The organism is Microbispora sp. H13382, assembly GCF_014161445.1.
GTDB lineage: Bacteria > Actinomycetota > Actinomycetes > Streptosporangiales > Streptosporangiaceae > Microbispora.
Window position 1 is genome coordinate 1 of record NZ_JABBXA010000024.1, and the last position, 24,678, is coordinate 24,678.

Sequence of the window (24,678 nt, forward strand, 5' to 3'; positions counted from 1 at the left end):
GTTCCTCAACCGTGTCGACGACATCGTGGTCTTCCACCAGCTGACGCCCAAGGAGATCATCCAGATCGTGGACCTGATGCTCGCCCAGGTGGCCGAGCGCCTCAAGGACCGCGACATGGGCCTGGAGGTGTCCCCCGCGGCCAAGCAGGTGCTGGCCGACCGCGGGTACGACCCGGTCATGGGCGCCCGGCCGCTGCGCCGGACCATCCAGCGGGAGCTGGAGGACACGCTGTCGGAGAAGATCCTCTACGGCGAGCTGCGGCCCGGCCAGGTCGTCAGGATCGACGTCGAGGGCGAGGGCGACGCGGCCACCTTCACCTTCGCCGGCGAGACCGCGCCCGCCGCCGCCGGCGCGCCCACCTCCGCCGCGTCGAACGGCTGATCTCGGCCGATGGCCGGACAGCAGGCCTTCTGGATCGACGGCCGATCCGACCGCGAACGCGCCCGTGACGGCGTCAGCCACTACTCCGAGCGCGTGCGGGAGAACATCGGCGAGTTCGAGGGGGTGTGGGGGGACATCGCCCCGGTCGCGTTCGCGTGCGCGGCCTGGCGGGTCGCCACCCCACCCCTGAGCTCGCCGGGGCTGGTCCGCTGGCACCGGCGGATCCTGTCCGCCTCCTGCGTGCGCAACGGCTGGGACGGGTCGCTGACGGCACGTGTCACGCTCGTCTCCCCACTGCCCGCGGCGCTCACGGTCTCGCGCGACTGGTGGCGCGATCGCGGCTGGCGTGGCTGGCCGGAGATCTTCGGCCAGTTCGTCGAACCCGCCGAGCAGGACCTCGCGAAGGTCCCCCATCTGCGTCCCACCCTGCTCGTGGACGCCCCCGTGCCCCTCGAAGACCTGCCCGCGACGCCGGACGGGCCCGCGCGCGACCTGGCCGAGACGGCGCACCGCGCGCTCACGGTCCTCGTCCGGGAACTGAACGACCTGCTCGCCCCGATCGTCACCCACCTGGAACAGGACCTCCGCTGAGGTGTTCCCCGCGCCGATCGCGGGGCCGCTCGCTCGCGTCGCGGAACCTCTTTCCCACCCCTTGACAGTGGCCCAGAGCGGCCTCAGTCTGTTGCGCATAGTGCTATGTGTTTCGTCTTGCACAACTCATGCACGCTGACTGATTCGAGGGAAAGAGAGACCATGGCGCACGAAGTCCGCGGGGTCGTCGCGAGGGGCAAGGGACAGCCGGTCAGCCTGGAGACCATCGTCGTCCCCGACCCGGGCCCGGGTGAGGCGCTCGTGGCCGTACAGGCCTGCGGGGTGTGTCACACCGACCTGCACTACCGGGAGGGCGGCATCAACGACGACTTCCCGTTCCTCCTCGGGCACGAGGCGGCCGGCGTGGTCGAAGCTGTCGGCGAGGGCGTGACCGACGTCGCCCCCGGCGACTTCGTCATCCTCAACTGGCGCGCGGTCTGCGGCGCGTGCCGGGCCTGTCTGCGCGGACGCCCGCAGTATTGTTTCGCCACCCACAACGCCACCCGGAAGATGACGCTGGCCGACGGCACCCCGCTGTCCCCGGCGCTCGGGATCGGCGCGTTCGCCGACAAGACTCTTGTCGCGGCCGGCCAGTGCACCAAGGTCGACCCGAGCGCTTCCGCGGTCGCGGTGGGCCTGCTCGGTTGCGGAATCATGGCGGGGCTCGGCGCGGCCATCAACACCGGCGGGGTGACCCGCGGGGACTCTGTCGCCGTCATCGGCTGCGGCGGCGTGGGAGACGCGGCCGTCGCGGGTGCGCACCTGGCCGGCGCCACCACGATCATCGCTGTCGACGTGGACGACACCAAGCTCGACTGGGCCCGCCGCTTCGGCGCCACGCACACCGTCAACTCGCGGGACACCGACGCGGTGGAGGCGATACGCGACCTGACCGGCGGGTTCGGCGCGGACGTCGTGATCGAGGCGGTGGGCCGTCCCGAGACGTACAAGCAGGCCTTCTACGCCCGCGACCTCGCCGGGACGGTCGTGCTGGTCGGCGTGCCGACCCCGGAGATGCGGCTCGAACTGCCGCTGCTCGACGTCTTCGGCCGCGGCGGAGCGCTCAAGTCCTCCTGGTACGGCGACTGCCTGCCCAGCCGGGACTTCCCCATGCTCGTCTCCCTCTACCAGCAGGGACGGCTCGACCTGGACGCGTTCGTCACCGAGACGATCGCGCTCGAGGACGTCGAGGCGGCCTTCGAGAAGATGCACCACGGCGAGGTGCTGCGCTCCGTCGTGGTCCTGTGACCGGCCTCCCCCTGATCATCTCGATCCCCGACGTGCGACGTACGACCTTCAGGAGCGACCAGTGAGCACCACGAGCCTGCCCCCCAGCCTGATGGCCACACTGCCGGGCGAGCACTACACCGATGCCCAGGTCTTCGCGCTGGAGCAGAAGCGCATCTTCGAGTCGATGTGGTTCTGCGCCGTCCGGGCCGCCGACCTGCCCAAGCCCGGGGCGTTCAAGACCGTTCAGGTCGGTTCCGAGAGCATCCTGGTCACGCGGGCGCGGGACAACTCGATCCGCGCGTTCTACAACGTCTGCCGCCACCGCGGCGCCCGGATCTGCACCGAGGAGTCCGGCGAGGTCAAGCGGGCCTTCCAGTGCCCCTACCACGCCTGGACGTACGACCTGGAGGGCAAGCTCATCGCGGCCCCCAACCTCACGAAGATGCCCGACCTCGACCGGGTCGAGTACGGCCTGGTCAACGTGGCGGTGCGGGAGTGGCTGGGCTACGTGTGGGTCTGCCTGGCCGACGAGCCGCCGTCGTTCGAGGACACCGTGCTCGGCGAGGTGCGCACGCGCCTCGGCGACGTGGCGTCCCTCGACAACTACGGCGTGGAGAACCTGGCGCTCGGCCGCCGGATCGTGTACGACGTGAAGGCGAACTGGAAGCTCATCGTCGAGAACTTCATGGAGTGTTACCACTGCGCGACCATCCATCCCGAGCTGACCGAGGTGCTGCCGGAGTTCGCCGACGGCTACGCGGCGCAGTACTACGTGGGCCACGGCGCGCTGTTCGGCGAGGACGTCCAGGGGTTCACGGTCGACGGCTCCGAGGGGCTCGACCGCATCCCGACAATCAGCGAGGATCAGGATCGGCGCTACTACGCCATCACGATCAAGCCGCAGGTGTTCGTCAACATGGTGCCCGACCACGTGATCATCCACCGGATGTTCCCACTCGCGGTGGACCGCACGGTGGTGGAGTGCGACTGGCTGTACCTGCCGGAGGTCGTGGCCGAGGGCAAGGACATCAGCCGGTCGGTGGAGCTGTTCCACCGGGTCAACGAGCAGGACTTCGAGGCCTGCGAGCGCACCCAGCCCTCGATGAGCTCCCGCACGTACGCCAAGGGCGGGGTGCTGGTGCCGAGCGAGCACCACATCGGCCTGTTCCATGATTGGGTGCGTGGCAAGCTCGGCGAGTGAGGTCGCCGGGCTCAGTGAGGTTGGAGGAGATGCGGGGTGACGCGTAAGGCGCCTCGGGAGGACGTCGGAGACGAACGCCTGGAGATCGGCTCGCCCAAAACCTGGGCGGGCGGGGTCCCGGCGGTCGGCCACGCACTCGGCACGGCGTACCGGCAGATGGGCGCGGGGCGGACGATGCTGACCCTGCTGCGGGTCAACCAGAAGTCCGGCTTCGACTGCCCGGGGTGCGCCTGGCCGGAGGGCGACGGCCACCGCAGCCCCGCCGAGTTCTGCGAGAACGGCGCGAAGGCGGTGGCCGAGGAGGCGACGGTCCGCCGGGTCACCCGCGACTTCTTCGCCGAGCACCCGGTGGACGAGCTGGCCCGGCGCAGCGACTACTGGCTGGGCCAGCAGGGCCGGCTCACCGAGCCGATGTACAAGCCGGCCGGCTCGGACCACTACGAGCCGATCTCGTGGGAGGACGCCTTCGGCGTCGTCGCGCGCGAACTGCGCGCGCTCGACCACCCCGGTCAGGCCGTCTTCTACACCTCCGGCCGCACCTCGAACGAGGCCGCCTTCGCCTACCAGCTTCTCGTCCGCCGGTTCGGCACCAACAACCTGCCCGACTGCTCCAACATGTGCCACGAGTCGAGCGGCTCGGCGCTGACCGAGACGCTCGGCATCGGCAAGGGGACGGTGCTGCTGGAGGACCTGCACCGGGCCGACCTGATCTTCGTGGTCGGCCAGAACCCCGGCACCAACCATCCGCGCATGCTCACCGCGCTGGAGCGGGCGAAGCGGGGCGGCGCGCGGATCGTGGCGGTCAACCCGCTGCCGGAGGCCGGGCTGCTGCGGTTCCGGAACCCCCAGCGGCCCTCCGGCCTCGCCGGGACCGGGACGGCGCTGTCCGACCGGTTCCTGCAGATCCGTCTCGGCGGCGACCTGGCGCTGTTCCAGGCGCTGTCGCTGCTCCTGCTGGAGGCCGAGGACGCCGCGCCGGGCACCGTGGTGGACCGCGAGTTCGTCGAGGCGCACACGCACGGCTTCGACGCCTGGGACGAGCACGTGCGCGGGCTCGATTGGGCCGAGGTGCTCGAGGCGACCGGGCTGACCCGCGCCGAGATCGAGGAGACGGCCCGCGACGTGCTGGCCGCCCGCTCGGTCGTGGTCTGCTGGGCGATGGGCCTCACCCAGCACCGCAAGTCGGTCCCGACGATCCGGGAGATCGTCAACTTCCTGCTGCTGCGCGGCAACGTCGGGCGTCCCGGCGCGGGCGTGTGTCCCGTACGCGGGCACTCCAACGTGCAGGGCGACCGGACGATGGGCATCTACGAGAAGCCCAAACGGGAGTTCCTCGACGCGCTGGAGAAGGAGTTCGGCTTCCCGCCGCCGCGCGAGCACGGCCACGACACCGTGGAGGCGATCCGCGCCATGCGCGACGGCGACGCCGAGGTGTTCTTCGCCATGGGCGGCAACTTCGTCTCGGCGACGCCGGACACCGCCGCCACGGAGGCGGCCCTGCGCCGCTGCCGGCTGACCGTGCAGGTGTCGACCAAGCTGAACCGGTCGCATGCCGTGTGCGGCGAGCAGGCCCTCATCCTGCCCACGCTCGGCCGTACCGAGCGGGACGTCCAGGCCGGTGGCGAGCAGTTCGTCACGGTCGAGGACTCGATGGGCATGGTGCACGCCTCGCGCGGCCGGCTGCGCCCGGCGTCGGACGCGCTGCTGTCGGAGGTGGCGATCGTGTGCCGGCTGGCCCGCGAGCTGCTCGGCGACGACCCGCACGTGCCGTGGGCCGAGTTCGAGGCGGGGTACGACGCGATCAGGGAGCGCATCGAGCGGGTGGTGCCCGGGTTCGACGACTTCAACGCGCGGGTGCGCAGGCCGGGCGGCTTCGCGCTGCCGAACGCCCCGCGCGACGAGCGCCGCTTCCCCACGGCCACCGGGAAGGCGAACTTCACGGTGAACACGCTGGAGGTGCTGCGGGTGCCGCGGGGCCGCCTCGTGCTGCAGACCATCCGCAGCCACGACCAGTACAACACGACGATCTACGGCCTGGACGACCGCTACCGCGGCATCAAGAACGGGCGGCGGGTGCTCTTCGTCCACCCCGACGACCTGGCCGAGCGCGGTCTCGCGGACGGCGACATGCTGGACATCGTCAGCGAGTGGCCGGACGGCGAGCGCGTGGCCGAGGGGTTCCGCGCGGTCGCCTATCCGACGGCGCGGGGCTGCTGCGCGGCGTACTTCCCGGAGACGAACGTGCTGGTGCCTCTGGACTCGGTGGCGGAGACGTCGAACACGCCCACGTCCAAGAGCGTCGTCGTACGGCTGCGCCGTGCCGCGGAAGGGGCGGCGGAGGAGACGGTCAGCCACCGAGGCGGTGACTGATCTCCTCGGCTCCCTTGACCAGGACGGGTGCCAGCTCGCGCATGCGCTTCTCACTGAACCGGTAGGTGGGCCCGGACGCGCTGATCGCCGCCACGACCTCTCCGTGGAAGGAGCGGACGGGAGCGGCGAGCGCGTTCAGGCCCACCTCCAGCTCCTCCAGGGACAGGGCGTAGCCGTGCTCGCGCACCTCCGCCAGCTCCCGTTCCAGGTCCTCCACCGAGGTCACCGTGTTCGGTGTGTGGCGCCGCAGGCCGGCCGCGCGCAGCAGGTCCGCGCGGCGCTGCCGCTCCACGCACGCCAGCAGGACCTTGCCGCTCGACGTCGCGTGCAGGGGCGTGAGCTGGCCCACCCAGTTGTGGGCGGTGACGGCGGAGGGGCCGCGCACCTGGTCGAGGTTGACCGCGTAGTGCGAGCGCAGGACGGCGATGTTCACCGTCTCGCCGATCTCCTCGGCCAGTCGCTGGCATACGGGCCGGCTCTGCTGGGTGACGTCCATCCGCATGGAGACGCTGCCGGCGAGACGGACGAGCCCGAAGCCGAGGCGGTACTTGCCGCGGTCCTCGGTCTGCTCGACGAGGCCGCGTGCCTCCAGGGCGCCGAGCAGGCGGAACGCGGTCGACTTGTGGACCTCGATCTCGGCCGCGATCTCGGTGACTCCCGCCTCCCCACGGCCGGCGAGGATCTCCATGATGCTGATCGCGCGATCGACGGACTGCACGCCGCCGCCGTTGGCGGCGGAGGCGTCGTTGCTCATGGCGAGACTGTAGCGCTTCACGCAACGCTGAGCCGGGGCGTAGTGAGATTCCCAGGGAGATCTTCTGGTTGGTCCGACGCGAGCGCCGGCGCCGTTTACCGCACGTGAGGTGGCCGGCGGGCCGGTAATTGTCGGATGGGTCCGGCAGGATCGCTGCCATGGTTTCCTATCAGCTGGTCATCGACTGTGCGGCACCGGAGCGGATGGCCCGGTTCTGGGCGGGCGCGCTGCGGTACACGGCGGAGCCGCCGCCGGGTGGATTCGACACATGGCGGGATTACTGGCGCACTGTCGGAGTGCCGGAGGACGAGCTGGGCGAGGGGGACGGCAGCGACAGCATCGTCGATCCCGAGGGGTACGGGCCGAGGATCTGGTTTCAGCAGGTGCCTGAGGGCAAGGTGGTCAAGAACCGGTTCCACCTGGATGTGAAGGTGGGCGGCAAGCGGGAGGACGTACCGCTGGAGACCCGGAAAGCGCGGGTGGACGCCGAGGTGGAGCGGCTTGTCCAGGCGGGGGCGTCCGTTGTGCGGGTGCTGTCGCAGCCCGGGATCGATCACTATGCGGTAGCGATGGTGGATCCCGAGGGAAACGAGTTCGATGTGGTCTAGCGCCGTACGACGGTCGCGTCGGGGCGCTGGAGGCCCGGTGTGAGCGACAAGCCGTCTCCGGGTTGTGCGGAAACGCTCGGCCGGGAAAATCCCGGCCGAGCGTCCCGAACGGACGCGGTCCCGGTACACCGGGCGCAGCGCTCCGGCCTTTCGGTGCAGGGGAGCGGGTCAGTTCTTGGGCGCCAGGCAGAGCACGTAGCCCGCCTTGCCCCTCTCACCTTCCCAGAAGGACTGGTCCGCCTTCGGGTAGGCCGAGCAGATCTTCCCTTCCTTGTCCGCGTCCCACTCCTGCTCCGTCTTGTCCTCGACGCGGCCTTCGACAGTGAGCGCCGCGGCCGCGTCGGTGCACGAGACGACCTTGAGCTCGTCGGCCGTGGCGCCGGCCATGCAGTCGCCGGCCTTGGCGATCTCGGGAGCTCCGCTCAGCTGCTTGTACGCGAAGCCGCCACCGGCGAGAACGGCGGCGCCGACGGCATAGGCGACGATGCGCTTGCCGAAGACCTTGCCCGCGCCTGCGGCCTTCTGGCCGAATGTCGGGGGCTCCTGGGGGGTTTCCGTCATCATCTGATCCTGTAAAGGGACGACATATGGGGGTACGAACTTACAGTGATCATGTGCCGCCCTTCACGGGAATTGTCATTTTGGGGCCGCATCGAGGTCCGGTGACTCACCGGTCAGGCGGAAAGCGAAAACGCCCCGGCAATGCCATGCCGGGGCCAGTGGAAAGAGATCTAGCGGAAGACGACGGTGCGGTCGCCGTTGAGGAGCACGCGGCTCTCGCTGTGCCAGCGCACGGCCCTGGCCAGCACCTGCGCCTCCACGTCGCGGCCCACGGTGACGAGCTCGCCGGGGTCGAGCGAGTGGTCCACGCGCGCCACGTCCTGTTCGATGATCGGTCCCTCGTCGAGGTCGGCGGTGACGTAGTGCGCGGTGGCGCCGATGAGCTTCACGCCGCGCTCGTGGGCCTGGTGGTACGGCTTGGCGCCCTTGAATCCCGGCAGGAACGAGTGGTGGATGTTGATCGCGCGGCCCTCGAGCCGCTTGCACATGTCGTCGCTGAGGATCTGCATGTAGCGGGCGAGCACGACCAGGTCGGTGCCGAGATCCTCGGCCAGATCGAGGATGCGCTGCTCGGCCTCGGGCTTGGTGTCGGGGGTGACGGGCACGTGGTGGAACGGCACGCCGTAGAACTCGGCCAGTGGTTCGAGGTCCCGGTGGTTGGAGACGATGGCGGGGATCTCGACGTTCAGCGCGCCGACCCGCTGCCGGTAGAGCAGGTCGTTCACGCAGTGGCCGAACCTCGACACGAGCACGAGCGTCCTCGTCGGCGTCACGGCGTCCTTGATCTGCCAGTGCATCTGGAAGGAGTCGCCGACGTAGGAGAAGCCGCGGCGCAGTTCCTCGATGTCGCCGCGGCCCTCGGGCACCCCGAAGTGGACCCGCATGAAGAAATGGCCGTTCGTACGGTCGTTGAACTCCTGGCTCTGCAGGATGTCGCCCGCGTGCTGGACGAGGAAGCCGCTCACCGCGTAGACGATCCCCGGCCGGTCCACGCAGGAGAACGTGAGGACGAACTCGCGACCCGGGCGAGCGGACATGGAGCCTCCTGAGTGCGCGATACGCAACGTGGTGACGTATACGCAACAGAGTGACCCGATGTCCCGGACAGGTCAAGAGCCTTGTGCGTAATCTGCGTAGAGTTGTGCCATGAGCAACGGGCCGGGTGACGGTTCGGCGGTGCAGTCCGTCGACCGCGCACTCACCATCCTGAAGTTGCTCGCCCGGAACGGCGAGCTCGGCGTCAGCGAGATGGCGGCCGTCCTCGGCGTACACAGGTCCACCGCGTTCCGCCTGGTGGCGACGCTGGAGAGCCACGATCTGGTCGAGCAGGACAGCGACCGCGGCAGGTACCGGCTGGGCGTGGGCCTGGTCAGGCTCGCCGGGGCGACCAGTGCCCGGCTCGACCTGGTGCGCGAGAGCCGCGCCGTCACGCCTGCGCTCGCCCGCACGGTGGGGGAGACCGTGAACGTGGCCGTCCTCTCCGGCCGGGAGGCCCTGTACGTCGACCAGGTCGCCGGGCCGTCGGCGCTGCAACTGCACAACTGGGTGGGCCAGCGCATCCCGCTGCACGCGACGTCCAACGGCAAGGTGCTGCTCGCGCACGCGCCGGCCGCGTTGTACGACGAGGTGGTCGCGGCGGGGCTGCCCGGCCTCGCCGCCCGCACCGTCACCGATCCCGGGCTGCTGCGCGCGGAGCTGGCCGAGGTGCGCCGCCGGGGGTACGCGACGGCGGTGGACGAACTGGAGGACGGCCTGAGCGCGGTCGCCGCGCCCATTCTGGGCGCGGACGGCTCCGTCGTCGCCTCGCTCAGCGCGTCCGGTCCGACCTTCCGGATGCCCGAAAAGGCAATCCCCGCCGTAGCGGAGCAGGTCATGGCGGCGGCTGGCGAGGTATCTGCTCGAATGGGCTGGTTTGGGGCGGCAGTGTAAAAAAGGCGCACAAGCCTTGACTGTCCGCGAGTGTCGGGTCGATTCTGTTCCTCGATAAGCAAACAAGTGCGTAATACGCAACTACTGCGCGCTTGCTTTGTCGTGGCGACCGGAAGGCACTGCCTGTGGCGGACCTCTGCATCGGTGGCGCCTGCATCGACGCTGTCGCAGGCGGACGTCAAGGAGTGTGAGGTGTCATGGCCGTATCCTCTGTGGCCGATCACGAGAGTCCGGCGAGCGCGCCGGACGGCGACAGGCCCACGGTCCTCGACGTACGCGGCCTGTGGAAGGTCTTCGGGCAGCGCGCCGACCGGGTCGTCGGCACGCCGCTGGCCACGCTCGGCCGTGCGGAGCTGAAACGGACGACCGGGTGCGTGGCCGCGGTGCGGGACGTCTCCTTCTCGGTGTGCCGGGGTGAGGTCTTCGTCGTCATGGGCCTGTCCGGCTCGGGCAAGTCCACGCTCGTACGCTGCCTGAACCGGCTGGTCGAGCCGACGGCGGGCGAGGTCCTGCTCGACGGTGAGGACGTGCTCGGCTACGCCGGCAAACGCCTGCGCGAGCTGCGCCGCCACCGCTTCGGCATGGTGTTCCAGCACTTCGGCCTGCTGCCGCACCGGCGGGTCCTGGACAACGTGGCCTTCGGCCTGGAGATCAGGGGCGTGAAGAAGGCCGACCGCCTGGCCCGGGCCCAGGAGGTGCTCGAACTGGTGGGCCTCGCCGGGTTCGAGGGCTCCTACCCCGACCAGCTCTCCGGTGGCATGCAGCAGCGGGTCGGCCTGGCCCGCGCCCTCGCCGTGGACCCCGAGGTGCTGTTCTTCGACGAGCCGTTCTCGGCGCTCGACCCGCTGATCCGGCGCGAGATGCAGAACGAGGTCATCCGCCTGCACCACGAGGTGGGCAAGACGATGATCTTCATCACCCACGACCTCGGTGAGGCGCTCAAGCTGGGCGACCGCATCCTCATCATGCGCGACGGCGAACTCGTGCAGACGGGCACCCCGGACGAGGTGGTCGGCGCCCCGGCCGACGACTACGTGCGGGACTTCGTCAGCGACGTCCCCCGGTCCGATGTCCTCACGCTGCGCTGGATCATGCGCGACGCCGCCCCGGGCGACCCTCTCGACGGGCCGGAGCTGAGCCCGGACACCGTCATCCGCGACGCGGCGCGCACGGTCCTGTCCGCCGGGCGACCGGTGAAGGTGGTGCGCGACGGCGACCTGCTCGGCGTGGTCACCCCGGCGGAGGTCCTGGAAGTCATCGCCGGCGCGGGCGGGCAGAGTTGATGGTGGCCCTCAGCGCGCCGGTGACGCGCCGGTTCCCCTCCCGCACGTACGTCACGGGCGCGGTCGTCGTCGCCTGGATCGCGCTGTGGGTGGTGCTGAACGGCCGCGACACCCTCCCGCTGGGCGGCGCGCAGCTCACGCCCCTGCACAACCGGCTCGGCGAGGCCGCCGACGCGATCGACGCGAACCGCGACAGCAATCCGCTGTTCCTCTACTTCGTCAACTACATCCGGCTCTTCCTCGACGCCGCGGTGACGTTCGTCCAGGCACTGATCAGCCAGCCGTCATTCGGCCGCCCCGTGCCGCTCGTCGGCTGGCTCGGGGTGACCGGCGTCGCCACCGCGATCGCCCACCTCTACGGCAACCGCAAGGTCGCCGTGCTGACGGCGGCCGGGTTCGCGTCGTTCGGCCTGCTCGGGCTGTGGGAGGAGAGCATGGACACGCTCGCCCTCACCCTGACGGCCGTCGCGCTGTCGCTCGCGGCCGGCATCCCGCTCGGGATCTGGGCCGGGCTCAGCGACCGCTTCAACCGGATCGTCACGCCGGTGCTGGACTTCATGCAGACCATGCCGACGTTCGTCTACCTGGCCCCGCTCACGCTCTTCTTCCTGATCGGGCCGGCCAGCGCCACCGTCGCGACGATGATCTACGCGGTCCCGCCCGCGATCCGGCTCACCGCCCACGGCATCAGGCAGACCCCGCCGGCCACGCTGGAGGCCGCCGACTCCCTCGGCGCCACCGGCGGCCAGTCGCTGCGCAAGGTGCGGCTGCCGCTGGCCAAGCGGACGATCGTGGTCGGGATCAACCAGACCATCATGGCCGCCCTGTCCATGGCGACGATCGCCGCGCTGATCGACGCGCCCGGCCTCGGCAAGACCGTTCTCAAGGCGCTGCAGACGCTCGACGTGGGCACCGCGTTCAACGCCGGGCTGGCCATCGTGATCATGGCGATCGTGCTCGACCGGGTGACCTCGGCCGCCGGCCGCCGGGTGGAGACCGTCCACCGCGCCGGGCGTTCAGACAGGTCGCGGCTGCGCCGGGTGGAAACCGCGGTGACCGCGGCCGTGGCCGTCATGCTCGTCTACCTCTCCTACACCTACGTCTGGGCCGCGGAGTTCCCCGGCGGGGCGGACCTCGGCTCGTACGTGCGGCGCGGTGCGGACGCCGCCAGCACGTGGGCGCAGGACACGCTGGTGACCTACACGAACGGGCTGAAGAACGTCGTCACCTACGCCCTGCTCAACCCGTTCGAGGCGTTGCTCGGCCGGTCGCCCTGGTGGCTGGTCGCCGTGGTGGCGGTGGCCCTCGCGCTGCTGCTCGCGGGCGTGCGCGCGGCGATCACCGCCGCGGTGGGCTGCGCGCTGCTCGTCGCGCTCGGCCTGTGGCACGACAGCATGGTCACGCTGGCCACCACACTGGTCGCGACCCTCCTCGTGATGGTCCTCGGGGTGATCCTCGGGGTGTGGATGGGGCGCAGCGAGCGGGCCGACCGCGTGCTGCGGCCGGTGCTCGACGCCGGCCAGACCATGCCGGCGTTCGTCTACCTCGTGCCGATCCTCGGACTGTTCGGCGCCACCCGGTTCACCGCCATCATCGCGGCCGTCGTGTTCGCCGCGCCGGTGTCGGTGAAGCTGGTCGCCGAGGGCATCCGCGGGGTGCCGCACACCGCGGTGGAGGCGGCGACGGCCGGCGGCGCGAGCACCTGGCAGCTCATGTCCAAGGTGCAGTTGCCCATGGCCCGCGCCGGGATCACGCTCGCGGCCAGCCAGGGTCTCATCTACGTGCTGTCGATGGTCGTCGTCGGCGGCCTCGTCGGCGCCGGTGCGCTGGGATACGACGTCGTCGCCGGTTTCTCCCAGCACCAGTTGCGCGGCAAGGGCCTAGCCGCGGGGCTCGCGATCGTCGTACTCGGAATCATGCTCGACAGGATCATGCGGGCCGCCGCCGCGCGGGCCGGGAGCCCTCCGGCTTCCCGCTGAACCTGTAACACCCCCACAGGAGGACCAACGTGGCAGTGACAAGGAACTATGGGCCGCGCGCGCTCGCGCTCGTGGCCGGCGCAGGCCTCCTGCTCTCCGGTTGCGGAGGCGCGAAGGTCGGGGAGACGCAGGCGGCCTCCGACGGCAAGGGAGGCTGCGGCACCGTCAACCTGGCGATCAACCCGTGGGTCGGCTACGAGGCCAACGCCGCCGTGATCGCGTACGTGGCGGACAAGGAACTGGGGTGCACGGTCGTCAAGAAGGACCTCAAGGAGGAGGTCGCCTGGCAGGGCTTCGGCACCGGCGAGGTGGACGCCGTCGTGGAGAACTGGGGTCACGACGACCTGAAGAAGAAGTACATCGACGAGCAGAAGACCGCCGTGTCCGCGGGCGTCACCGGTAACAAGGGCGTCATCGGCTGGTTCGTGCCGCCGTGGATGGCGGAGAAGTACCCCGACATCACCGACTGGAAGAACCTCAACAAGTACGCCGACCTGTTCAAGACGTCCGAGTCGGGCGGCAAGGGCCAGATGCTCGACGGCGACCCGTCCTTCGTCACCAACGACGAGGCGCTGGTCAAGAACCTCGACCTGAACTACAAGGTGGTCTACGCCGGCAGTGAGGCGGCTCTGATCACGGCCTTCCGTCAGGCGGAGAAGCAGAAGACGCCGCTGCTCGGCTATTTCTACGACCCGCAGTGGTTCATGTCCGAGGTCAAGCTGGTCAAGGTCGACCTGCCCGAGTACACCGAGGGTTGCGACGCCGACGCCGAGAAGGTGGCCTGCGACTACCCCGTCTACGACCTCGACAAGATCGTGAGCAAGAGGTTCGCCGACTCCGGCAGCCCGGCCTACCAGCTCGTCAAGAACTTCACCTGGACGAACGACGACCAGAACCTCGTGGCCAAGTACATCTCCGAGGACAAGATGTCCGCCGAGGACGCGGCCGCCAAGTGGGTCAAGGACAACCCCGACAAGGTGAAGGCCTGGCTGCCCCAGGGCTGATTCCGGCCTCACCCGCGCGGCCGCTCCTCTCCGGGGACCCGCCCCGCCCCGGGAGAGGGCGCCGTCACCGGAGGTCCCGGCCAGGTCCGGAACCGCACTCCGTGCCCGGTGCCGATCTTCCCCCTGGATCGGCACCGGGCACGGTTTTGTCCTGTTTTTGACGCTTGACACCCGCACTATGAGGCGTCAGGCTTGTTGCGTTAAGCGCATAACGTTGCGAATTATGCAACATCGGAGGTGGGTATGACGGGCCCGCGCGTCGTCATCATCGGAGCAGGCGTCGTCGGTGCGGCGCTCGCCGACGAACTGTCACTCCGAGGCTGGACGGACGTTACGGTGGTCGACCAGGGCCCGGTGCCCGCGACCGGAGGCTCCTCCTCGCACGCGCCGGGACTGGTCTTCCAGATCAACGGCTCGAAGACCATGACCCAGATGGCCCGCTACACCGTCGAGAAGTTCTGCTCGCTCGACCTCGACGGCGAGCCCTGCTTCCTCCAGGTCGGCGGCCTGGAGGTCGCGACCAGCCCGGAGCGGCTCGCCGAACTGCACCGCAGGCACGGCTGGGCCACGTCCTGGGGCGTCGAGTCGCGCCTGCTCACCTCCGCCGAATGCGCCGGGCTCTTCCCCCTGCTCGACCCCGGCGTCGTGCTCGGCGGCCTGCACATCCCCACCGACGGCGTCGCCAAGGCCGTACGCGCGGTCGAGGCGCAGCTCAGGCGGGCCCAGTCCCGTGGCGTACGCGTGCTGGAGCGGCACGAGGTGCTCGACGTCCGCACCGAGGACGGCCGGGTGGCCGGCGTGGTGACCGACCAGGGCGAGATCGCCGCCGACGTCGTGGTCTGCTGCGCCGGCATCTGGGGGCCGAAGGTCGCCGGAATGGTCGGAATGCCGCTGCCGCTGACCCCGCTCGCGCACCAGCTCGCCTGGACCGGCCAGGTGCCCGACCTGGCGGGACGCGAGGAGGAGGCGACGCTGCCGATCCTGCGGCACCAGGACGCCGACCTCTACTACCGCCAGCGGTTCGACGGCGTCGGCATCGGCTACTACGGGCACCGCCCGATGCCGGTCAAGCCCGAGGACCTGCTGTCGGTGGACGAGGCCGAGGTCATGCCGTCGGTGCTCACGTTCACGCCGGAGGACTTCGAGGACGCCTGGAGCGAGACGCAGCGGCTGCTGCCCGGCACCCGGGCCGCGAAGATCGACGAGGGCATCAACGGACTGTTCTCCTTCACCCAGGACCACATGCCCCTCATGGGCGAGTCCCCGGACGTGAAGGGCTTCTGGGTCGCCGAGGCGGTCTGGGTGACCCACTCCGCCGGCGTCGGCAAGGCGATGGCCGAGTGGCTGGTCGACGGCCACTGCTCGTCCTTCGACCTGCACGAGTGCGACGTCAACCGGTTCGAGCCGCACCAGCTCGCCCCCGACTACGTGCTGGCCCGCGACTGCCAGAACTTCGTCGAGGTCTACGACATCATCCACCCGCTCCAGCCGATGGAGGAGCCGCGGCCGCTGCGCCTCAGCCCCTTCCACACCCGCCAGCGCGAGCTGGACGCGTTCTTTCTGGAGGCCGTCGGGTACGAGCGGCCGCAGTGGTACGGCGCCAACGCCCGCCTGCTGGAGGGCCGCGACATCCCCACGCCCGGCGACTGGGCGGCGCGCTACTGGTCGCCGATCGTCGGCGCGGAGGCCCGGGCGTCCCGCGAGTCCGTCGCGCTGTACGACATGACCGCGCTGAAGCGGCTGGAGGTCGCGGGGCCCGGCGCCCTGGCCTTCCTGCAGCGGCTGACGACCGGCCAGATGGACAAGTCGGTCGGCTCGGTGACCTACTGCCTGCTGCTCGACACCGACGGCGGCATCCGCAGCGACGTGACCGTCGCCCGGCTGGGCCGCGACGAGTTCCAGGTCGGCGCCAACGGCAACCTCGACCTCGACTGGTTCCACCGTCACCTGCCCGCGGACGGCTCGGTGATGGTCCGCGACATCACGGCCGGCACCTGCTGCCTCGGCGTCTGGGGGCCCCGCGCCCGCGACCTCGTCCAGCCGCTGACCGACGCCGACTTCTCCAACCAGGGCTTCCGCTACTTCCGCGCGAAGAAGGCGTACATCGGCACGGTGCCGGTCACCGCGCTGCGGCTGTCGTACATCGGCGAGCTGGGCTGGGAGCTCTACACCACCGCCGACCTGGGCGCCAAGCTGTGGGACACGCTCTGGGAGGCGGGGCAGCAGTACGGCGTCATCGCCGGCGGGCGCGGCGCCTTCGCGAGCCTGCGGCTGGAGAAGGGCTACCGGTCCTTCGGCGCCGACATGACCTTCGAGCACGACCCGTACGAGGCGGGGCTCGGCTTCGCGGTGAAGCTCGACAAGGGCGACTTCATCGGCCGCGAGGCCCTGGAGCGGCGCAAGGAGAACGTGCGCCGCCGTCTCGCCTGCCTGACCATCGACGACCCCGCCCAGGTGGTCATGGGCAAGGAGCCGGTGTACGACGGCGAGAGCGCCGTCGGCTACGTCACCAGCGCGGCCTTCGGCTACACGATCGGCAAGGGCATCGCCTATGCCTGGCTGCCCGCCGAGCTGGCCACGCCTGGACGCACGCTGGAGATCGGCTACTTCGACCGGCGGGTGACCGCCGTGGTCGCCGAGGAGCCCCTGTTCGACCCCGCCATGGAACGGCTGCGCAGCTAGTGAGGACTGAAGTGAACGATTCGGTGATGGACGCGCCGCTCGCCGAGACCGACCCGGAGGTGGCGGCGGCGATCGGCGAGGAGACCCGCCGCCAGCGGTCCACCCTGGAGATGATCGCCTCGGAGAACTTCGCGCCGGTCTCGGTGATGCAGGCGCAGGGCTCGGTGCTCACCAACAAGTACGCCGAGGGCTACCCGGGCAGGCGCTACTACGGCGGCTGCGAGCACGTCGACGTGATCGAGCGACTGGCGATCGACCGGGTGAAGGCGCTGTTCGGCGCCGAGGCCGCCAACGTGCAGCCCCACTCGGGGGCGCAGGCCAACGCGGCGGCCATGTCCGCGCTGCTGGAGCCGGGCGACACGATCCTCGGCCTCGACCTCGCGCACGGCGGCCACCTCACCCACGGCATGCGGATCAACTTCTCCGGACGGCTCTACAACGTCGTGGCCTACCACGTGCGCGAGAGCGACAGCCTCGTGGACATGGACGAGGTCGAGCGGCTCGCCCGTGAGCACCGGCCCAAGCTGATCATCGCGGGCTGGTCGGCCTACCCCCGTCACCTCGACTTCGCCGCGTTCCGGCGGATCGCCGACGAGGTCGGGGCGTACCTGATGGTGGACATGGCGCACTTCGCCGGGCTGGTCGCGGCGGGGCTGCACCCGTCGCCGGTCCCGCACGCGCACGTCGTCACCACGACCACGCACAAGACGCTCGGCGGGCCCAGGGGCGGGGTCATCCTGTCCGCCGAGGACCTGGCCAAGAAGATCAACTCGTCGGTGTTCCCGGGTCAGCAGGGCGGCCCGCTGGAGCACGTCATCGCGGCCAAGGCCGTCGCGTTCAAGATCGCGGCGGGGGAGTGGTTCCGCGACCGGCAGCGCCGCACGCTGGAGGGCGCCCGGATCCTCGCCGAGCGGCTGCTCGCCCCCGACGCCGCCGAGGCGGGCGTACGCGTGCTGTCCGGCGGGACGGACGTCCACCTGGTGCTGGCCGACCTGCGCGAGTCCGCACTGGACGGCAGGCAGGCCGAGGACCGGCTCCACGAGGCCGGGATCACGGTCAACCGCAACGCGGTGCCGTTCGACCCCCGGCCCCCGATGGTCACCTCGGGGCTGCGGATCGGCACCCCGGCCCTGGCCACCCGGGGCTTCGCCCGCCCCGAGTTCGAGGAGGTCTCCGACGTGATCGCGCGGGTGCTCCAGCCCGAAGCGGACCTGGCCGCGCTGCGTGCCCGGGTCGAGGCGCTCGCCGCCAAGCACCCCCTCTACCCGGGTGTCGGGGAGGCCCGATGAGCCCCCGCGCTCGCACCACCCGACCACCGGGCGTCGACCTGCCGGACCACCCCGACCGGCTGTGGAGCCCGGCCGAGCCGAAGCGCGCGTACGACGTGGTCATCGTCGGCGGCGGCGGCCACGGCCTGGCCACGGCCTACTACCTGGCCAAGAACCACGGCATCACCGACGTCGCGGTGCTGGAGCGCGGCTGGCTCGCCGGCGGCAACATGGCCCGCAACACCACGATCATCCGGTCCAACTACCTGTGGGACGAGAGCGCGGGCATCTACGAGCACGCGCTGAAGCTGTGGGAGGGGCTGGAGGAGGACCTCGGCTACCCGCTGCTGTTCAGCCAGCGCGGTGTGCTCAACCTCGCCCACAGCCTGCAGGACGTGCGCGACAGCGTGCGCCGGGTCAACGCCAACCGGCTCAACGGCGTGGACGCCGAGTGGCTGACGCCGGAGCAGGTCAAGGAGGTCTGCCCGATCGTCGACATCTCCCCGGACGTGCGCTACCCCGTGCTCGGCGGCACCTACCAGCCGCGGGCCGGCATCGCCAAGCATGACTACGTCGCCTGGGGCTTCGCGAAGGCCGCGGCCGACCTCGGGGTCGACATGATCGAGCACTGCGAGGTGACCGGCCTCGACGTGCGCGACGGCCGGGTGACCGGCGTCCAGACCACGCGCGGCCCCATCGCGGCAGGGAAGGTCGCGCTCGCCGCCGCCGGGCACTCCTCGGTCGTCGCCGGATACGCGGGGGTGTCGCTGCCGCTGCAGAGCCACCCGCTGCAGGCGCTGGTGTCGGAGCTGCTGGAGCCGGTGCACCCCACCGTCGTCATGTCGAACGCGGTCCACGTCTACGTGAGCCAGGCGCACAAGGGCGAGCTGGTCATGGGAGCGGGCATCGACGCGGCGAACTCCTACCGACAGCGGGGCGCGTTCCACGTCATCGAGCGGCAGATGTCGGCCGCGCTGGAGCTGTTCCCGGTCTTCGCGCGGGCGCACGTGCTGCGGACCTGGGGCGGCGTGGTGGACGTGACCCCCGACGCCTCGCCGATCGTCGGGCTCACCCCCGTCGAGGACCTGTACGTCAACTGCGGCTGGGGAACCGGCGGGTTCAAGGCCACCCCGGGCGTCGGCTGGTGCTACGCCCACACGGTCGCCACCGGCGAGCCGCACCCGCTCAACGCCCCCTTCTCCCTCGAGCGGTTCACCACAGGAAAGCTCGTCGACGAGCACGGCGCCGCCGCCGTCGCGCATTAACACGGAGTCGAAATGCTGCTGATTCCCTGCCCGTGGTGCGGGCCGCGGGACGAGGCCGAGTTCCACTACGGGGGGCAGGCCCACGTCGCCTATCCGGAGGACCCGGCCGCCCTGTCCGACGAGGAGTGGGCCCGCTACCTGTTCTTCCGCGACAATCCCAAGGGCCTGTTCGCGGAGCGGTGGAGCCACACCGCCGGGTGCCGCCGCTGGTTCAACGCCGTACGGGACACCGCCACCAACGAGATCCACGCCGTCTACCGCGTGGGCGAGCCGCGGCCGGTGATCGCATGAGTGGACAGCCGTACCGTCGTGAGGGGGCGACCGGGCGGGTCCTGCGCTTCCGGTTCGACGGCCAGGAGTACGAGGGACTGGAGGGCGACACGCTGGCCTCGGCGCTGCTGGCCAACGGCGTGCGCGCGGTGGCGAGCAGCATCAGGCTCGGCCGCCCGCGCGGCGTGTACGCAGCGGGCTGCGAGGAACCGAACGCGCTCGTCCAGATCGAGGAGCCCTTCCCCGAGCCCATGCTCCAGGCGACGACCGTCGAGCTGTACGACGGCCTGGTCGCCACGGGCCTGCCGGGACAGGGCAGGCTGGCCGACCGCCCCGACCCGGCGCGCTACGACGCCGTGCACGCCCACTGCGACGTGCTCGTCGTGGGGGCGGGACCGGCGGGCATCGCCGCCGCGGGCGTGGCCGCGCGGGCCGGCGCCCGGGTGATCCTGGCCGACGAGCGGCCCGAGCCGGGCGGCAGCCTGCTCGGCACGGCCGAGACGCTGGACGGCAGGCCGGGCCGCGAGTGGGCGGCCGGGGAGGTCGCCGCGCTGGCCGCACTGCCGGAGGCGCGCGTGCTGGGCCGCACCACGGTGCTCGGTCACTACGACGACAACTACGTCATTGCGGTGGAGCGCCGGACGAACCACCTGGGCGCCGCGGCCCCCGCCGAGATGGCGCGCGAGCGCGTCTGGCGCATCCGGGCGAAGCGGGTGGTGCTGGCGACCGGCGGCCACGAGCGGTTCGTCGCCTTCGCCGGGAACGACCTGCCCGGCGTGATGCTGGCCGGCGCGGCCCGCACCTACGCGAACCGGCACCGGGTCCTGCCCGGGCGCCGGGCGGTGGTGTTCACCACCAACGACAGCGCCTACGCCGCGGCGCTCGACCTCGCCGACGCCGGGGTGGAGATCGCCGCGATCGCCGACGTACGGCAGGCCCCCGGCGAGGCGTGGGCGGCGCGCTGCGCCGAGCGCGGCATCGAGGTCCTGACCGGTCACGTGGTCACCGCCGCCAGAGGCGAGGGCGAGGTGTCCTCGGTCGAGACCGCTCCGCGCTCGAAAACACAGGGCGCCGGCGGCGAGACCCGGGAGATCCCCGCCGACCTGCTGCTCGTGTCCGGCGGCTGGTCGCCGGTGGTGCACCTGTTCAGCCAGTCGGGCGGCACGCTGCGGTACGACGAGGGGCTGGGCGCGTTCACGCCCGGCGAGGCGCGCCAGGCGGTCGAGGCCGCCGGCTTCGCCCGGGGCGTGACGACGCTGCGCGGCTGCCTGGAGGACGGCGCCGAGGCGGGCCGCCGCGCGCTGTCGGCCGCCGGCCTCGCCGTGCCGTCCGAGATCGCCGTGCCGGCCGTCGGCGAGGAGCCTCCCGCCGCGCCCGCCGAGCACCTGTGGCTCGTGGAGAGCGGCGACTACGGAACGCACTTCGTGGACCTGCAGCGGGACGTCACGGTGGGGGAGGTGCTGCGCGCGGTCGGCGCGGGCCTCAGCTCGGTCGAGCACGTCAAGCGCTACACCACGGCGGGCACGGCGCACGACCAGGGCAAGACGTCCGGGCTGCTGACCAGCGGCGTGGTGGCGCACGCGCTCGGCGTCGAGGTCGCCGAGCTCGGGACCACGACGTTCCGCGCGCCGTACACGCCGGTCTCGTTCGCCGCGCTGGCGGGCCGGGACCGGGGGCCGCTGCACGACCCGGTCCGCGTCACGGCGATGCACGAGTGGCACGTCGCGCGCGGGGCGCTGTTCGAGAACGTCGGCCAGTGGAAGCGGCCCTGGTACTACCCGCGGCCGGGTGAGGACCCGGGTGAGGACATGGAGGCCGCCGTGCTGCGAGAGTGCCGGGCGGCGCGTGAGGACGTCGCGGCGATGGACGCCTCCACGCTCGGGAAGATCGACGTGGTCGGTCCCGACGCGGCCGTGTTCCTCGACCGGCTCTACACGAACATGATGAGCACGCTCAGGGCCGGGTCCATCCGCTACGGCGTGATGTGCCGCGCCGACGGCATGGTCTTCGACGACGGCACCGTCATCCGCCTGGCGGACGACCGCTTCCTCGTCACCACGACCACAGGCAACGCGGCGGCGGTGCTCGACTGGATGGAGGAGTGGCTGCAGACCGAGTGGCCGGACCTGCGGGTGCACTGCACCTCGGTCACCGAGCAGTGGGCGACCGTGGCGCTCGTCGGGCCGCGCTCCCGCGAGGTGCTGGCGCGGCTCGCTCCGGGTCTCGCGGTGGACAACGACAGCTTCCCGTTCATGACCTGGCGGGACACCGAGGTCGCCGGGATCGAGGCACGGGTCTGCCGGATCAGCTTCTCCGGCGAACTGGCCTACGAGATCAACGTGTCCTCCTGGTCGGGGCTCGCCCTGTGGGAGGCCGTCATGGCGTCCGGCGAGGTCACGCCGTACGGGACCGAGACCATGCACGTCCTGCGCGCCGAGAAGGGGTTCCCCATCGTCGGCCAGGACACCGACGGCACGGTCACCCCGCAGGACCTCGGCATGGAGTGGATCGTCTCGAAGAAGAAGGCCGACTTCGTCGGCAAGCGGTCCTTCGCCCGGGCGGACACCTCCAGGCCCGACCGCAAGCACCTGGTCGGCCTGCTGCCCGAGGACCCCGGCGTGCTGCTGCCCGAGGGCGCCCACCTCGTGGCGACGTCGTCGCTGCCCGAGCCTCCGGTGCCGACGCTGGGCTTCGTCACCTCCAGCTACCGCAGTGCCGCGCTCGGCCGTACGTTCGCGCTCGCGCTGGTGAGCGGCGGGCGCGAGCGGGCCGGCGAGCGGCTGTACGCGCCGGTGGGGGCGGACCTGGTGCCCGTCACCGTGACCTCCCACGTCCTGTACGACCCGGAAGGAGCGCGCCGCGATGGCTGAACGCAGGAGTCCGGCCGCGGCGTTCGCGGCCAGGTTCGAGGCGGCGAGCGCGGGCGGCGGCCCGCGCCTGGCCGAGATCCCCTTCCTGACCCAGATCGACCTCCGGGTGGACCCCAAGAGCCCGGCGGCCGAGCGGATCGGGACGGCGATCGGCGTGCCACTGCCGTTGGAGCCGGGCACGGCCGTGCGCGGCGGCGACCTGACCGTGCTGTGGCTGGGGCCGGACGAGTGGCTGCTGCTGGGCCCGGACGGCGCCGCCCCGGGGCTGGTGGAGCGGCTCACCGAGGCGGCGGCCGGCGAGCCCGTGTCGGTCGTCGACGTGTCGGCGCAGCGCACCACCCTGGTGGTCGCCGGGGAGCGGGCGCGGGACGTGCTGGCCCACGGCTGCGCGCTGGACCTGCATCCCCGGGTGTTCGGCCCGGGCCGGTGCGCCCAGACCACGCTGGCCAGGGCGGGCGTTGTCCTGGTCGCCGGCGAGGACGGCTTCCGGATGCTGGTCCGCTCGTCCTTCGCCGCGTACGTCGCGGAGTGGCTGCTCGACGCGTCCCTCGAGTACGTCACGCCCCCGGCCGGAGAGGCCGCTCCGGCCTGACGACGGGCGGTGGTCCTGCCGGGGAGGCACGTGACATACCATCGAGGGCGCTCGTAAGGAGGGCCGTCCGCACCCCGGTGGGAGATCATGTTCCGCACGCTGATGAAGTCGAAGATCCACCGCGCCACCGTCACGCAGGCCGATCTGCACTACGTCGGCTCGGTGACGATCAGCGCGGACCTGATGGCCGAGGCGAACCTCGTCGAGGGTGAGAAGGTCGACATCGTCGACATCGACAACGGCAACCGCCTGTCCACGTACGTCATCGAGGGCCCGGCGGGCTCCGGCGTCATCGGTATCAACGGCGCCGCCGCCCGCCTCATCTCGGTCGGCGACCTCGTGATCATCATCGCGTACGCGCTGGTCGCCGAGGAGGAGGTCAAGGCGCTGAAGCCGCGCGTCGTCTTCGTCGACCGCGACAACAGGCCGATCCACGTGGGCGACGACCCCGCCGCCGTCCCCGACGGCACGGGTTTGGTCCCCGGCGACATCGCCCCGCCCGCCCTTCCCTGACCCGGAGGTCAGCGCGTCTCGCCACTTCCGCCGCGCGGGCAGGAAGCCCGTCTGTCCCGCCTCCGAAGGATGACCTCTATCGGACGGAATCGCCGACAGCGGGGTGGCAAGGTATCTAATTCCGCTTTTGCGGGATCGGTGTTGAGCATTATGATCTTCCGTCTCGTCGGCCGCGCTGATCCGCCGGCCGCTGGTCCAGTCTGACGGGGGCCTCGACGGTCCCGACGACCGAATGGGAGATCGACTATGAGGCGCGCACTGGCGGCGTTGGGCATCGGCGTGGGACTGTTGGGCACCGCGGTCGTTTCCGCTCCGGCTGGGGCCGCGAGCGTGGTGACGGCGCCCCTGGCCTCCGACGTTCCGACCGCTCAGCAGGTCGCGGCGTTCTGGCTGGCCGACGCGGGGGCCAACCTGCAGAACGCCACGCCGTACGCCGTGCAGACCGTGGTCCACGGGGAACGCGCGACCACCGCCGTCGTCGCGGACGGCAGGCCCGGCCTTGTCGCGCCGTCCCAAAACGCGCTCCAGAAGAAGACGAAGACGCCCACGACCTCGGGCAAGGTGTTCTTCGTCGGCGCCGACGGTCAGCCGCACTGGTGCACGGGCACCGCCGTGCAGGCGGCCTACCGCAACGTGGTGGCCACCGCCGGTCACTGCCTGTACGACATCGAGCGCAGTGGCGGCACGCTCGGCAAGTGGGTCTTCGTGCCCGGCTACTCCGGTGGCAAGAACCCGGGGGTGCTGTACGTCGGAAAGCAGGCCGTGGTCCATTACGACTTCGGCGTGTACGGTGACTACGATCGCGACGTCGCCTTCGTGAACGTGTACAACGGTGTCGTCTCGTCGTCCTCCGGCGTGCTGACCGACAGCGGGCGACTGGGCGACAACGTGGGCGGGCAGGGGCTCGCCTACAACCAGCCGACGGCCTCCTCGGTCGACGTCTTCGGCTACCCGGCCGGTCTCAACCCCGACGGGACCCGGCCCTTTGCGGGCAAGACCCTCGAGCGCTCCACCGGATCGACGTTCGCCATGAGGCTCCTCGACCTTCCCGCCGACCAGCCCGTCGGGGTCGACTCCCCCTTCACCGGTGAAGGCTCCCTCGGCTCCTCGTGGCTGTACCGCTACAGCGACGACGCCCGCGTCGGCTATCTCAACGGCGTGACGATCAGCGTCTCCGACACCGACGGCGACAACAGGTACGACACCAGCGTCTCCCCTTACTTCGACGGCGAGGTGCACGGGGTCTACTCCGTAGCCGCCAATCTCTGGACCGGCTCCATCGCGTAGCCGTCCGTTCCACGGCTGCGTCGGCTGCGTCGGCTTCGC

General features: G+C 71.1%; 20 protein-coding genes and 1 pseudogene. 18 read left to right on the forward strand and 3 right to left on the reverse strand.

The window, feature by feature from the left end; translation table 11 throughout:
- The 5 genes and pseudogenes from HHX41_RS33920 to HHX41_RS33940 form a co-directional block, all read left to right on the forward strand.
- Positions 1 to 382 (forward strand): annotated as a pseudogene (locus tag HHX41_RS33920) (ATP-dependent Clp protease ATP-binding subunit); the annotation flags it as partial.
- A gap of 9 nt (positions 383 to 391) precedes the next feature.
- Positions 392 to 973, forward strand: a complete 582-nt coding sequence (locus HHX41_RS33925) for a hypothetical protein (RefSeq protein WP_182909209.1) — start codon at positions 392 to 394, stop codon at positions 971 to 973.
- 162 nt (positions 974 to 1,135) lie between these two features.
- Positions 1,136 to 2,221: an S-(hydroxymethyl)mycothiol dehydrogenase gene (locus tag HHX41_RS33930; RefSeq protein WP_182909210.1), complete on the forward strand. Its 1,086-nt coding sequence runs from the start codon at positions 1,136 to 1,138 to the stop codon at positions 2,219 to 2,221.
- Positions 2,222 to 2,312: 91 nt separating this feature from the next.
- On the forward strand, positions 2,313 to 3,404 hold the full coding sequence (locus HHX41_RS33935; RefSeq protein WP_211591976.1) for an aromatic ring-hydroxylating dioxygenase subunit alpha: 1,092 nt from the start codon (positions 2,313 to 2,315) through the stop codon (positions 3,402 to 3,404).
- A 36-nt stretch (positions 3,405 to 3,440) separates the two neighbouring features.
- Positions 3,441 to 5,774 carry an FdhF/YdeP family oxidoreductase gene (locus tag HHX41_RS33940; RefSeq protein ID WP_182909211.1) on the forward strand — a complete coding sequence of 778 codons (2,334 nt, stop codon included), beginning with the start codon at positions 3,441 to 3,443 and terminating at the stop codon, positions 5,772 to 5,774.
- Here the strand turns inward: HHX41_RS33940 and HHX41_RS33945 are convergent.
- Complete coding sequence (locus tag HHX41_RS33945) at positions 5,752 to 6,528, reverse strand: IclR family transcriptional regulator (protein WP_220504662.1); 777 nt, start codon at positions 6,526 to 6,528, stop codon at positions 5,752 to 5,754. The two genes, HHX41_RS33940 and HHX41_RS33945, sit on opposite strands and share 23 nt — an antisense overlap.
- Before the next feature lie 158 nt (positions 6,529 to 6,686).
- On the opposite strand from HHX41_RS33945, the gene HHX41_RS33950 reads away from it, so the two are divergent.
- Positions 6,687 to 7,136: a VOC family protein gene (locus HHX41_RS33950; protein WP_182909212.1), complete on the forward strand. Its 450-nt coding sequence runs from the start codon at positions 6,687 to 6,689 to the stop codon at positions 7,134 to 7,136.
- A 168-nt stretch (positions 7,137 to 7,304) separates the two neighbouring features.
- Here HHX41_RS33950 and HHX41_RS33955 read toward each other — a convergent pair whose 3' ends face one another.
- On the reverse strand, positions 7,305 to 7,697 hold the full coding sequence (locus HHX41_RS33955) for a hypothetical protein (protein ID WP_182909213.1): 393 nt from the start codon (positions 7,695 to 7,697) through the stop codon (positions 7,305 to 7,307).
- A gap of 170 nt (positions 7,698 to 7,867) precedes the next feature.
- On the reverse strand, positions 7,868 to 8,734 hold the full coding sequence (purU, locus tag HHX41_RS33960) for a formyltetrahydrofolate deformylase (protein WP_169982181.1): 867 nt from the start codon (positions 8,732 to 8,734) through the stop codon (positions 7,868 to 7,870).
- 109 nt (positions 8,735 to 8,843) lie between these two features.
- Between purU and HHX41_RS33965 the strand changes: the two genes are divergently transcribed.
- The 12 genes from HHX41_RS33965 to HHX41_RS34020 all read left to right on the forward strand — a co-directional run bounded on the left by HHX41_RS33965 (position 8,844) and on the right by HHX41_RS34020 (position 24,639).
- On the forward strand, positions 8,844 to 9,626 hold the full coding sequence (locus HHX41_RS33965; RefSeq protein WP_182909214.1) for an IclR family transcriptional regulator: 783 nt from the start codon (positions 8,844 to 8,846) through the stop codon (positions 9,624 to 9,626).
- A 197-nt stretch (positions 9,627 to 9,823) separates the two neighbouring features.
- The gene (locus HHX41_RS33970) at positions 9,824 to 10,909 is read left to right on the forward strand and encodes a glycine betaine/L-proline ABC transporter ATP-binding protein (RefSeq protein ID WP_182909215.1); all 1,086 of its coding nucleotides are present in this window, start codon (positions 9,824 to 9,826) and stop codon (positions 10,907 to 10,909) included.
- Positions 10,909 to 12,888, forward strand: a complete 1,980-nt coding sequence (locus HHX41_RS33975; RefSeq protein WP_182909216.1) for a proline/glycine betaine ABC transporter permease — start codon at positions 10,909 to 10,911, stop codon at positions 12,886 to 12,888. Before HHX41_RS33970 ends, HHX41_RS33975 begins: the two co-directional genes overlap by 1 nt.
- Positions 12,889 to 12,917: 29 nt before the next feature.
- Positions 12,918 to 13,892, forward strand: a complete 975-nt coding sequence (locus HHX41_RS33980; protein WP_182909217.1) for an ABC transporter substrate-binding protein — start codon at positions 12,918 to 12,920, stop codon at positions 13,890 to 13,892.
- Between the two features lie 243 nt (positions 13,893 to 14,135).
- A complete protein-coding gene (locus tag HHX41_RS33985) occupies positions 14,136 to 16,574 on the forward strand; it encodes an FAD-dependent oxidoreductase (protein ID WP_182909218.1) in 2,439 nt (812 codons plus the stop codon).
- A 26-nt stretch (positions 16,575 to 16,600) separates the two neighbouring features.
- On the forward strand, positions 16,601 to 17,863 hold the full coding sequence (glyA, locus tag HHX41_RS33990) for a serine hydroxymethyltransferase (RefSeq protein ID WP_182909287.1): 1,263 nt from the start codon (positions 16,601 to 16,603) through the stop codon (positions 17,861 to 17,863).
- The gene (locus tag HHX41_RS33995; RefSeq protein WP_182909219.1) at positions 17,860 to 19,107 is read left to right on the forward strand and encodes a sarcosine oxidase subunit beta family protein; all 1,248 of its coding nucleotides are present in this window, start codon (positions 17,860 to 17,862) and stop codon (positions 19,105 to 19,107) included. Before glyA ends, HHX41_RS33995 begins: the two co-directional genes overlap by 4 nt.
- A 12-nt stretch (positions 19,108 to 19,119) precedes the next feature.
- Positions 19,120 to 19,398 carry a sarcosine oxidase subunit delta gene (locus tag HHX41_RS34000; RefSeq protein ID WP_182909220.1) on the forward strand — a complete coding sequence of 93 codons (279 nt, stop codon included), beginning with the start codon at positions 19,120 to 19,122 and terminating at the stop codon, positions 19,396 to 19,398.
- Complete coding sequence (locus tag HHX41_RS34005; protein ID WP_182909221.1) at positions 19,395 to 22,247, forward strand: 2Fe-2S iron-sulfur cluster-binding protein; 2,853 nt, start codon at positions 19,395 to 19,397, stop codon at positions 22,245 to 22,247. The genes HHX41_RS34000 and HHX41_RS34005 overlap by 4 nt, the downstream gene beginning before the upstream one ends.
- The gene (locus tag HHX41_RS34010; protein WP_182909222.1) at positions 22,240 to 22,839 is read left to right on the forward strand and encodes a sarcosine oxidase subunit gamma; all 600 of its coding nucleotides are present in this window, start codon (positions 22,240 to 22,242) and stop codon (positions 22,837 to 22,839) included. The genes HHX41_RS34005 and HHX41_RS34010 overlap by 8 nt, the downstream gene beginning before the upstream one ends.
- Positions 22,840 to 22,926: 87 nt before the next feature.
- Entirely contained in the window at positions 22,927 to 23,352 is a 426-nt protein-coding gene (gene panD / locus HHX41_RS34015; protein WP_182909223.1) for an aspartate 1-decarboxylase, read from the forward strand.
- 246 nt (positions 23,353 to 23,598) lie between these two features.
- On the forward strand, positions 23,599 to 24,639 hold the full coding sequence (locus HHX41_RS34020) for a serine protease (protein ID WP_182909224.1): 1,041 nt from the start codon (positions 23,599 to 23,601) through the stop codon (positions 24,637 to 24,639).
- Positions 24,640 to 24,678 lie beyond the last annotated feature (39 nt).

What these genes read in the sequence shown, in the direction of transcription:
- HHX41_RS33975 (WP_182909216.1), top strand. Translation starts at nt 10,909, where the DNA reads ATGGTGGCCCTCAGCGCGCCGGTGACGCGCCGGTTCCCCTCCCGCACG.
- HHX41_RS33985 (WP_182909218.1), top strand. Translation starts at nt 14,136, where the DNA reads ATGACGGGCCCGCGCGTCGTCATCATCGGAGCAGGCGTCGTCGGTGCG.
- HHX41_RS33950 (WP_182909212.1), top strand. Translation starts at nt 6,687, where the DNA reads ATGGTTTCCTATCAGCTGGTCATCGACTGTGCGGCACCGGAGCGGATG.
- HHX41_RS34010 (WP_182909222.1), top strand. Translation starts at nt 22,240, where the DNA reads ATGGCTGAACGCAGGAGTCCGGCCGCGGCGTTCGCGGCCAGGTTCGAG.
- HHX41_RS33965 (WP_182909214.1), top strand. Translation starts at nt 8,844, where the DNA reads ATGAGCAACGGGCCGGGTGACGGTTCGGCGGTGCAGTCCGTCGACCGC.
- HHX41_RS33930 (WP_182909210.1), top strand. Translation starts at nt 1,136, where the DNA reads ATGGCGCACGAAGTCCGCGGGGTCGTCGCGAGGGGCAAGGGACAGCCG.
- HHX41_RS33995 (WP_182909219.1), top strand. Translation starts at nt 17,860, where the DNA reads ATGAGCCCCCGCGCTCGCACCACCCGACCACCGGGCGTCGACCTGCCG.
- HHX41_RS33935 (WP_211591976.1), top strand. Translation starts at nt 2,313, where the DNA reads ATGGCCACACTGCCGGGCGAGCACTACACCGATGCCCAGGTCTTCGCG.
- HHX41_RS33970 (WP_182909215.1), top strand. Translation starts at nt 9,824, where the DNA reads ATGGCCGTATCCTCTGTGGCCGATCACGAGAGTCCGGCGAGCGCGCCG.
- purU (WP_169982181.1), bottom strand. Translation starts at nt 8,734, where the DNA reads ATGTCCGCTCGCCCGGGTCGCGAGTTCGTCCTCACGTTCTCCTGCGTG.
- HHX41_RS33955 (WP_182909213.1), bottom strand. Translation starts at nt 7,697, where the DNA reads ATGACGGAAACCCCCCAGGAGCCCCCGACATTCGGCCAGAAGGCCGCA.
- HHX41_RS34000 (WP_182909220.1), top strand. Translation starts at nt 19,120, where the DNA reads ATGCTGCTGATTCCCTGCCCGTGGTGCGGGCCGCGGGACGAGGCCGAG.
- panD (WP_182909223.1), top strand. Translation starts at nt 22,927, where the DNA reads ATGTTCCGCACGCTGATGAAGTCGAAGATCCACCGCGCCACCGTCACG.
- HHX41_RS33945 (WP_220504662.1), bottom strand. Translation starts at nt 6,528, where the DNA reads ATGAGCAACGACGCCTCCGCCGCCAACGGCGGCGGCGTGCAGTCCGTC.
- HHX41_RS33925 (WP_182909209.1), top strand. Translation starts at nt 392, where the DNA reads ATGGCCGGACAGCAGGCCTTCTGGATCGACGGCCGATCCGACCGCGAA.
- HHX41_RS34005 (WP_182909221.1), top strand. Translation starts at nt 19,395, where the DNA reads ATGAGTGGACAGCCGTACCGTCGTGAGGGGGCGACCGGGCGGGTCCTG.
- HHX41_RS34020 (WP_182909224.1), top strand. Translation starts at nt 23,599, where the DNA reads ATGAGGCGCGCACTGGCGGCGTTGGGCATCGGCGTGGGACTGTTGGGC.
- glyA (WP_182909287.1), top strand. Translation starts at nt 16,601, where the DNA reads ATGGACGCGCCGCTCGCCGAGACCGACCCGGAGGTGGCGGCGGCGATC.